At 37.8% G+C, this 11,692-nt stretch carries 4 protein-coding genes; all 4 read left to right on the forward strand.

Going from position 1 to position 11,692, the window contains the following annotated elements:
* Nucleotides 1-4 precede the first annotated feature (4 nt).
* Genes Q5Y73_RS06140 through Q5Y73_RS06155 form a run of 4 tightly spaced genes read left to right on the forward strand, consistent with a single transcriptional unit; the run spans nt 5 to nt 11,692 of the window.
* Complete coding sequence (locus tag Q5Y73_RS06140; protein ID WP_305990982.1) at nt 5-1,597, forward strand: hypothetical protein; 1,593 nt, start codon at nt 5-7, stop codon at nt 1,595-1,597.
* 35 nt (nt 1,598-1,632) lie between these two features.
* A complete protein-coding gene (locus Q5Y73_RS06145) occupies nt 1,633-9,849 on the forward strand; it encodes a PA14 domain-containing protein (protein ID WP_305990983.1) in 8,217 nt (2,738 codons plus the stop codon).
* Between the two features lie 11 nt (nt 9,850-9,860).
* Complete coding sequence (locus Q5Y73_RS06150; protein WP_305990984.1) at nt 9,861-11,528, forward strand: hypothetical protein; 1,668 nt, start codon at nt 9,861-9,863, stop codon at nt 11,526-11,528.
* Between the two features lie 5 nt (nt 11,529-11,533).
* Nucleotides 11,534-11,692 (forward strand): hypothetical protein, encoded by a 159-nt coding sequence (locus Q5Y73_RS06155; RefSeq protein WP_305990985.1) that lies wholly within the window; start codon nt 11,534-11,536, stop codon nt 11,690-11,692.

Below are 11,692 nucleotides of genomic sequence, written 5' to 3' on the forward strand. Positions count from 1 at the left end.
TAGAGTGATATCCGTGAGTTCAGATTTTAAGTCGGCATTAGAAGCTAATCATCGATTTTGGAAGATGAAGGTTGAAATAGAAAGAAATTCAGACGGAGCTGTTCCAATAGACATATCAGATCGTGTCATTTCAGTTTCTATTTCTCATGATTTTTCTCGTAGAAATGCATCACTGGAAATAGAAATAGAGAACAATGATTATAGTTTATCTCCATTAAATAGAGAAAGCGCAACAAATTTAGTAGGAGGAGTATATGATCCGTTGCTAGATTCCAGGCACATCATAAGAGTGTATGAAGGATTATTAACGGACAGTGGATATGAGTATGTCCAACGTTTTAATGGCGTGCTGGGGGACGACTTAGATGCGAGTGCCTTCCCTAGTGTGATTCGTATGAACTGTCGTGATTATTCCAAGTTGTTTCAAGATACTTATATTTATCAAAGTAAAACTTATAGTGGGGTGTACACAGCTAATAATGGAGATGACAATTTAACCATTGTGGAGTATGTGATGCAAGATCTGATCAATCAGTTTTGCCCAGATTACGGCATTAATATAGAAGTATTAAATCCTACTCAGTTTGTAATTGGACAACCAGATAAACCTTATACAGCAAAGAATACGAGTCTTTGGGATGCATTACAGCTGCTTGCTGATTCCTCCAGTCATGAACTGCGTTTTAACGAGCAAGGGAGATTGATATTAAGAAAAATTGAACGAGATTTTAGTGAGAATAATCCTGTGATTGAACTCGACGAATCTAGTTTAATAAGAGATAGCGTTTCATTATCTGATGCAGATGTTCGGAATCATATCATGGTTAGAGTTCAAGGATTAGATCCTGTGGAAAAGAAAAATGAAGACTCGATTCGAAAGTATGGAAGAAGATATATGGAAGTTCAGCGCAGCATATCCAATGTGCTTACTACCCAGGAACAAGCTCATGAGCTAGCAGAAAATTTTTTGGTAGATTTAAGTTGGGTCAATCCGATAGATGAGGTTGAAATTCCACTTTATCCTATTTTACAAGTTGGTGATATTGTTTCTATTAAAAACGATAGTATTGGCACGAACCCAATGTACGATAAATTTAAAGTGATTAGGGTGCAGGATTCATTTAATAAAAGTTTAAAAAGAACCTCATTGTACTTACAGGGTCATACGAATTACACACCAGAAGAATCCATTGCGCCTACAGCTCCAACTGATTTATCAAATGAAATTATAACAAGAGAAATCCAAAACTATATAGGATCTGGATGGAGTGGAAATTCTAAAAGAACTCATTTTGCAATGTTGAAATGGGAGCCTCCAACCAAAGATGAAGATGGGAACTCTTTAATTAGTGATTTTGGTGGATATACGATCTTTCGGAAAAAAGGAAATGCTTCACAAACAAACCATGATTGGCTGCCCATTGCCTCCGTAAAATCTTATATTAAAGCGTTAAATTTAAAAGTGAACTATTTTTATGACTATAGTGTATCGAGTGGGGAATATACGTACAAAATTAGGACAATGAATCGATTAGGAAAAGTATCCGCTGAGTCGGATGTGATGACTGTAAGTGTTCCTAACAATTCTTATACGTAAGAAAGAAATCTTAGGATTTATGGAAAGGTGATTATATGGATTTTAAAAGTAGATATCTATTGTATGAAACAGTAAAGCAAGATAACTATATGGATTATGCAGAAGTCGTCCATATCATCAATGATAAGTTAATTAATGTGAATATAGGTGGTCAAAAAGATATAGAAGGAAATTTAATCCTATTAGAGGCTGTGTTGGTAGAAGGAAATTATATACCTAAAATAGGGGACTGGGTAGGCATAGAATGGAGAGATGGACAGCCCATTGCTATTGGGAATCAAATTTCAACAGGGCTGACAAATATTAATGATAATGTAAAAATTGTTTCGGTATCTGATTTAGCAGATAACGTCATTAATACAGATCATATTCGAACTAATGCCATCGAAGCCAAACATATCCGATCAGACCAAATTACGGCTAATCATATAGAAGCTGATGCTATTAATTCAGATCATATAGCAGCGGAATCTATTGAAAGTGCACATATACAGTCCGCTGCTATTGAAAGTGATCATATTTCAGCTGGGGCGATTGAAGCTTCACACATTAGCTCAGAGCAAATAACAGTGGACAAATTAGAGTCTGGGGCTAAAGAAGTTGGTTTATATGGAACCTATTTTGATGGAGAGTTATTTGAAACATATCTAGGTGCTCAAGTGGATACTACCATTCAGTTTGATTGGGCAAACGAAGAAAAACCTCATTTTATTTCAGAAAAAAATCGCTATAGCATTCGTTGGACAGGTTTTATATATGCACCAAGAACAGGGGATTATGAGTTTTACATTCAAAAAAGTCATGGAGTTCGATTATGGGTTCACGGTCAAAAAGTGATGGATGCTTGGAATGGTAGAGATGAAGAAGTGTTTGGCAAGATTCATTTAGAAGAGAAATCATGGATTACCATTCGCCTTGATTACTACGATGATTCTGGAAATGGGGGCATTTCGTTAAAGTGGAAACCGCCTGCTGGAAGTAAGGAAATTGTGCCGACGGATCATTTTAAACCTAAAATTACAACGATTGATGGGGCGACGATTGAAACAGGCACAATTAAAGCAGAACAAATTGCTACAGGAACAATTACTGCGGAATCAGGTATTATTGCAGATTTAACCATTCAATCTGGACACATTGCGGATGCGTCAATTACAAGTGCAAAAATCGGATCAGGTGAAATTGATTCTGTTCATATAGCTGAAGGGAGTATTAGTACTGTACACATTGAGGATGCCTCCATTACAAGTGCGCAAATTGCTGCGTTAGACGCAGGGTTAATTACAACTGGTGTGTTAAATAGTGATGTGATTTCAACAATCAGTATAGAAAGTGACAATATTACTTCTGATGCTGTTCAGAGCAGACATATCGCGGCGAATCAAATTGATGCCGATCATATTAAATCAGGTGCCATTACTGCTACTGAAATTGCGGCACAGTCTGTGACATCTGACAAAATTCAAGCAGGTGCCATTACAGGTGATTCTATTAAAGTAGGTACCATTCAAACTCAACATATATCCACTCAAGGTTTAGATGCACAGTCTGTCATGGTTTATGATAGTGATACTGGTGAGACATTGATTGGTGGAGGGTATTTAAGAGTTGACGGTTTGGATGTAGGTGTAGTTCAATCAGATAATTTGATTGCAAACGGTTTGTTTTTAACAGCCTCTTCTCAATATGGTTTAGCACGTGAAAACCCATATGGAGAAGTCACCTTAGGAACGAAATCTGCCATTGAAAATGGGAATCAGATTTGGAAATTAGATATTGCAACAGGTAAAAAGGTAGAAGCGATTCATATTCATGAAAAACGTCCTGTAGATATTTCCATTAATGACTTAGGGACGACTGGCTACGTGACGGTTCAAGGGGACGATAGTCTGGTTGAATTGGATTTAGTGAATGATATAACAACAGATTTAAAATTAAAAATGGGTAAAGGTCCAAGTACAATAAAATGGACTGGAGACAAATTAGGAGATCATAAACACTTTTTGATTTTAAATCGTGATCCGAAAGATCTGCATGTACCTGATTCCCTTATAGTCGTAGATGCCACTCATAATCCGATGTCTGGGGGCGATGGATCAGTCTACGTTCATCATAAAATTCCTTTAGGAAACAATCCTTATGATTTTGTGCTTGACGATAGTAAAAAACTGTATGTCACAATGGCAAATCAAGGAGATATCGTTGTTTTAGATTTAAGTGGTCACGATTCCTCTCAATGGTGGGTCATAGATCGAATTCCGATTTCAGCATATGGTACAGACAATTATCATGGAGGATTGTCAGGGGAATATGGTTTGAAACAGGTTACAGGGGGAGACTCTGCAAGTCAGTATGATGAAACAGCAGGTACTGTAGAAGGAGTTGAAAGTACGGATGGTGCTCACCAACATGGTGGGTATGGAAGTACTGATGGTTCATTAAGACAATATGAACCACGGGGCATCGCTTTAAGTTCAGACACAGATCATTTATACGTTGTAGATCATAAAAATAATGAACTTGTCGTAGTCGATAAGACGGGTAAAGCTCCTTACAATGGTTTAACAGGAAGAGATTCATCTTCTGAAACCCCAGCTGTAAGTAGAGAGGAAGGCGTGTCTGAAGGTGGAGGACCCGACACTCCTTACGTTCGATATCGAATCCCAATTGGAGATGCACCTGAACATGTGGAAGTCATGAATGGAAAAGTGTTTGTGACATTATTAGGCTCCGGGGAAATTGCAATGATCGATGAACAAGATATTTTGGATGAGATTGCAGCAGATCGTGAGTATTACAATGAATCTTGGCATGTGTTTATTCCGATGCGGGAAGAACCTACTTTCCAAGTCCGTAAAATTTTTGTTGGTTCTAAACCTTCCCACATTCAGTCTTATGAGCAGATGGGGAAATTGTTTGTCTCTCTTTCAGGACAGGATGAAGTCATTAGTATAGATGTTTCTTCTGAACAAGTTGTAGATCGTATCCAAGTGGGCTCTAATCCGCAAGGCTTAGCGGTTACCCCAGACGGTAAGTTTTTATACGTCGTGAATCAAGGTGGGTCTGGTGATTTATCATTTATTTATCCAAGTGGCAATTATATCGGTGACCCTTATCTTGGTCTAGAAGGTGGAGTAGAGTATCAAGGTGCGGAATTTTGGACACCAGATAGAAGCGATTGGGTTTATGATCAAGACGGTAACATTCAAAGTATGTCTACAGTTGAGTTTCGCATTAATGAACCTTTTCTCAATGAAGGCGGGTACGCTAAATTATCTGCAATTGGTAAAGATAAGCAAAGTGCTTCAATAGAACAGGATGTATATAATGTAACCAACTATTCAAATGGAAACAATGTAATGGAAGTGATAGGTGAGAAGTTATCTACTTCCGATGGAACCGTTTTTTATCCACAAAATCAATGGTTGGAAAATCCAGCTCCAAATAATGCAGTTATTGCTACCCTCCTAGAGGGTGAGAAAATCACAACACCAATATCTTCTTCAGATTATACGATAAATTATGACGATAATGCTCATATTGAATATTCTGGGAGGGCTTTGACTGAAGAAGAATGGATTGAAATGGATTATACGTGTCGTAATGATATTTATTTTAAACCTCATAATGGTTCTTTGTTAGTAGCTGTAGAAAATGGTTCTTCCCCGAACTTTAATGTTCAGTTTGAAATTGACGAATTTGTTCCTAAATTTGTAGTCATAGATAATCAGCAGACAGATGCTTTTGTTCCGCTAGAAGATGGGATCACAGAGGAATACATGGGTTTAGAATATAGTACGTTGACGGATCGTGCAGAAGGTAAACATGTGACCTCATCTCAAACTCCTACACAAGGAGAATTACAATTTATTGTAGATGGAATCGAACTAGACATGGCTATGCATGGAAATCATAGCATTATAGAATCTATTTCATCCACAGAAGTGACATTACCAAATGGCCTGCAACATATTGAAATTGATCTTGGTCAGAAATATATGATTGGAAGATTGAACGTTTGCCATAAATTTAATAGTGAACGAACTTATAAAGGTACGAAAACCGAAGTGTCTGAAGATGGAATACATTGGACAACTGTTTATGATAGTGAAGTGGATGGGGAGTACGTTGAGAAGAAGTTAAATGCTCACGGTCATATTGAATTGGGTAAAGAAATCGCCTTTCATGCAAGACCAATACGTTATGTTCGTGACTACGCTAATGGTTGGTATGATGAAAGCGGCAATCATGGAGAAGAGAATACTTGGGCTTCAGTAAAAGTATATGGTGATTGGGAAGTTCATGAAGATTATGTTTGGGATGAAGGCACGGAGAAGGCAGGTCAACAAATTGCAACCAACGGAAAATGTTTCGTTTCTACAGATATATCTAATGCCTTTATTGCTTTTGATATCGCCATTGAGTATACGACTTGGTGGTATATGACCTATATTACTGGACCTGAATTTGGAAAAATGGCGATTGAAATGCCTACGTTAATGAATTCAAATCATTATTTACATTTGGAGTCGCCATACGTTAACAATATTGCACATCGTCATATTATGTCTTTTCCTCCTTCCTCTACGGTAAAGGGAGATATAAACAAAAATATTAAAGATGGTAAACATAGAGTCATTTTAAGGCAAGAAAGTGGAAGAGTATCCCTTGATAGAGTGAGAATTGAAGATTATCAATATCATACGAGATCTTCATTGCTGATTCCAAGCAGTGCTTCTTCTGCTACTTTCCAGAGAAAGAAATTAATCGCGGAACAAACAAAATGGTTTGAAGGTGTAGGACGGCAAACGACTTACGGGCCATACGATGAACCTCGCAGAAATGTGGATACAGGAGAGTTAGATTATAGTGTACCGATTAAATATCGTTTTAGATTTAAAGTTGAATTAGTTGCAAATGGAGATAAAGAAGAAAGAGGAATTGCATATATCACCTCCTGCATTATGGAAACTGGTAAGCTGCATACTCATTGGAGAAGGTCTGAAGCATCAGATAGTTTCCCAGCTTCTAAGTTAGAAAAGTGGGATGGAAATCAACCTCATAAAACAGGGATTCAAGCCCATCATATTGCAAACGGTGCAATTAAAGGAACGAAAATATTACCTGGTTCAATCATGGACTATCATGTTAGCAACTATGCTGCAATCCAAGAACATAAATTGGACTTAAATCATCCTACACATAATCATGGGAGAACGGAAGTGATTCCTGGAGCAGGTCCATTTGGAAGTGATCTACACGTATGGATAGATAATAAAGAAGTGATTGACTCTATAGAAGGTATTGGATTAGCAGATGCTGAGGGACAGGAAGTCCCCCATAGTGGAAACTCTGGAAACGTAGCTCGTGCAGATCATACTCATCCTCAGTATTTGGAATTAAGTTCAGGTGGAAACATTACGGCTGACTTAACAGTTGAGGCCAACATTCATTTAGGTGAAGGAAATACAGTGGATGGTGTAAATCTTTCTGAATTAGGTGAAGATTTTACGCAACACAAAGGGTCAAGGGGCAGTGCGCATGCAACGGCTACAGAGAGTAATGCTGGTTTTATAAGTGGGGCAGATCAGAAAAAGTTAAATGACATTAGCGAACAAGCTACAAAGGTGGAAAAAGCAAGTTCTAATGGAGATATAAATATTGACGGGGTTAGGACAAATGTATATACACATCCTAGCAATGATGGTGATCTTCATGTACCAGCTACGGGAACAACAAATAATGGGAAATTCTTAAAAGCGGGGAACAGTGCCAAATCAGCAGCATGGCAGTATGTCCAGTGGTCTGATATTCAGAATATTCCGAATTCTAATGTGAGTCAAATTGATCAAGGGGTTAGTAAATCTCACGATCAAAACACAGATTCTGGAACAACAACAGATATATTTAAAGTTGGAAGTAGTAAAGAAGTCGGATTAGGAATGGGAATTGGATTCAGTAATGAGCCAAATCATCCTTATTGGCGATGGTCTGGACAACAGTTTCAAGCTTATACATCTTGGAATTCAGATGCTGCCGAGAGAAATTGGTCAGAAATTAAAGCAGCAACTTTTAGAAATAGTCAGAACATAGAAGTTTCTTATGAAGGGCATCTTCATACATGGTCTGAGCTTCAAGGAAAACCTAGTACGTATACACCACCAATTGCTACAGCTATTAAACTAGGTGGAGTCAAGGTTGGGGAGAATATCACGCTCACTTCAGATGGTGAAATTAGTGTCAACTATCCAATTTCTACAATTACTCAAGCTGGTTTGGTGAAGGTTGGGGATTACTTATCTGTAAATCAGGAGGGCTTGTTAAGTGTAGATTATCCTGCGGTAACATCAGGAACTGATGGAATTATGACTTCCGAAGATAAGGTGAAATTGGATACAATCACAGATCGAGCAACAAGAGTAGAAACTGCTAGAGATAATGGAAAACTTTCCATTGACGGTGTAGTATCTACAATTTATGCACATCCAACAAATGACGGTGACTTACATGTTCCAGCTACAGGTACTGTTAGTGAAGGTAAATTTCTTAAAGCAGATGGTTCTGCGAAAAGCTTTGGATGGGAAATCCTGCAATGGTCAGATATTCATAATAAACCGACATCAAGTGTAAGTAACATCGATACAGCAGTATCCCAAACTCATGTGCAAAATACGGATTTAGGAACAACGAATAATGTATTTTCTCTTAATTTTGGAGAGACGGTTTCCTCAGGTGGTCATGGAGTTTCTGTAGGTTCTAACAGTAGTGGAAGCCCTGATTCTCATCCATATTTAAGGTGGAATGCAGATCATACCCGTTGGGAGATGTACAAAGCATGGGGATCTACACCAGATTGGGGAGAAGTGAGAGCCGAAACTTTTAGAAAATCAGATGGTACAGAAGTTTCCTATCATGGTCATCAACATGCATGGTCAGAAATAACAGATAAACCTGCTGAATTTACGCCTCCAATTGCAACTACTTCTAGATTAGGTGGCTTAAAGGTAGGAAATCATTTATCCGTGAGCGCTGACGGAACAATTCAAGGTAATTATCCATTGGCATCAACCGTAGTAGATGGATTGATGAGCAGCAGTGACAAAGATAAATTAGATCAAATTGAGAATAATGCGATGAATCAACAGTCTGCTGATGCAAGATACCTACAATTATCCGGGGGGGAAGTTACAGGTCTTCTTACACTAGGAGATAAATTGTATATGGATAATGCTAGTGGATCAAGTTCTCCATTAGCGCAATATACGAATGTAAATGGTAATACGTATTTATACTTTGGGACAATAACGCAAAAATCTATGCTAGCAAGTATTGAAACCCCTGTTGCAAGAATTGGAAATGATGCTGAAGTATATAAAATTTGGACTGAAAAAGAATTATCCAAGGCTGAGTTTGCTACAGCTAACCATACACATACTGTGGCTGACATCATTGATATCGATACGATTGGAGACATTAAATCTGACACTGTAAATACATTTAATGAAACGAATACGTTTAGCAAAAATGGTTTAGCCTTGGAAATAAGACCAAGTATAACGCCTGTGCAAGATACGAAGTTATTTAGGGTGGCAGCCTCTGACGGATCTGATCTAGTCACGATTAACTCTGAAGGAAAGTTACAAATCGCTGGTGATCTGGTCGTAGATGGGGATACAGTGTATCAACAGGAGCAAGTTGTAGAAGGAAATATGGATGTTGATGGAAATCTCACTGTGAAAGGAAATTCAATTTTAGGAAATGCACCGACAGATGAAACAACGATTAAAGGGAATATGCGCCTTGAGGGTGAGTTTAAACCTGTTGGCAAAGCTTTAGAAGTGGGTAGATTTCCATTGTATGGTGTAGGTGGAGATCTTCAATTCCAAACGGATTCTACAACATGGGAAGATATTCTTGTTCATTATAATACGTTTAGAGACAATAGACCTTTTCCTCCTGTAGCTAATGGAGCAGAACGTAGATATCGTGTCATGATTTCTTATTCAACAGTGGGAGATAATTCAGAAGCTAGTTTAAGAGTAGTGAGAAACGATGATGCTTCACAAGTGATAGCGGAATGGACATTAGATACCGTTTGGGGCAGCAGTAACGGAACTGTAGCTACAATGATGTTAGACGAGTTTTCTACGAGTTATGCAAGTCATACCAATTGGCAAGCAAGCTCATCAGGTTCTGGTAAAGACATGATTATTAAATATATCGAAGTAATCGCCTACGATTATTATGCATAGGAGGGAAAGAAATGGCAGTTTATCATGACATAGATGCTAATGTGAGAATTAATGGGAGCTTAACGCTCCCCTCTGGTTCTTTAACATTAAATGATGGAAAATTCACACTGCCTGTAGGAGACTCCAGTAATAAGATTGAACTCAATGGATCTGGTACAGCGTATGTAATCGGAAATGAATCTTATTATTTGAAATATGGAGCTCACGCAAGAGGGGATGACCTTTCTATAGGGCACAAATTTTATAGAGGCAACGGTGAGCTTATTGCAAACATCGGTTACGGGGGTGATGGAACACCTGGAAATCGTCTGGATTCTTATTTCGCAGGTCATGTTGAGATTGAACAAGGTTTAGCTATAAACAAGAATGGTGACGGTATTACATTCAATCATAATAGTAGTACTGGATATTCTGGTATACGGTTCGAATCAGCAAGTAATACAAACAGTGATTTTGGTTTCATTCGTTATTATTCGGATGCTAGTAACTATCGATATGATATTGATGGTTCTTCTAGTGAGAATAGTTTATTGATTATAGGAACTGAGAATGATGAAGCGGCAACAGCAGGGGAAATATTAGCTCTGCAAGGTGGAAATAAAATTGTTCTAGATGTTAATACAACTGCGGCACATACTCCAACCTCAATCGTAGAATTTATGGATCGAGGTACTTTGAGAGCGGATATCGATATCTATGGTAATTTCACTTCGTATGGAAATGAGATTCGGATTAAACATACTGGTGATGCTAGTTTAGTATTAGAATCCGATACAGATAATGACAGTGGTGAAGTGGGAAAACCACAAGTTCTTTTCATGCAGGATGGGGGCATTACTACCGCTTCCATATACTTGGATCAAGATACAACACTTGCTAGTAATAACAAGTTAGTTATAGCTCCACCAGGAGGATCTTATGATCTTTTTATCCATAATCAAAAAATATTACACACAGGAAATATGGGGAGTGGATCAGGTATAGATGCAGATAAACTTCGTGGCATAACGGGGGATAAATTTGCTAGAAAAGATATCGATGTGACTTTTAACGGAAACATTACAATGGCAGCAGGAAAAACTGTGGATGGAGTGGAGATATCAACATTTAAACAATCTTATGATGAACACGTTGCTGTCCCTTCTCCTCCACAAAACTTGAGGTTACAAGAGATTTTAGATGAAGTGCAAATTACCTTTGATGAGTCTTCCTCATCCAATGTGACACATTATGAAGTATGGTCTTCCATAGGTGATGATACAAGTTATGGGTTAATCTCCGTTATCAATCAAGATGAAGTAAATGGAAGTACAACTGTTCTAGACAGTTCATATGCTAGTAAAACGACAGTTTATTATAAGGTGGTTGCTGTTGCTCCAGCACATAAAAGTACGGAAATTACAGGAAGTATTAGTCTTCAGAATACGGTTGGTAATCCAGCAAATCTATTAATTACACCTGAATTTGATTCCTATTTTATTCGTTATGATTTACCGAGAGATCGACGTTTGTCACATATTGAAATCAAATGCCATGCGGTGAGTGATGTGAATTCATTAAATGAATCGAATGCCACCCTTATATATAGCGGTCTCTCAGATTCTTTCATTTATGATATTAAAGAAAATGATTTAGATAAGTATCATCAATTTTGGGTTTCTAGTATAACGAGGAGTTGATTAACTTGGAGCAATTTGAAAAACAGAGATTAATCGAAGAATATCAAAAATGTGTGGATGAAATGGTAGAAGCCGTGAATGACAATCCAGAGTTATTAACTATACACGAGCAAGAGATAGATCGTATCAAAATGAAATTAGAACAATTAAAGGAAGTAGAATAA

The sequence above is a fragment of the Chengkuizengella axinellae genome, from assembly GCF_030730905.1.
GTDB classification, from domain to species: Bacteria; Bacillota; Bacilli; order Paenibacillales; family KCTC-33759; genus Chengkuizengella; species Chengkuizengella axinellae.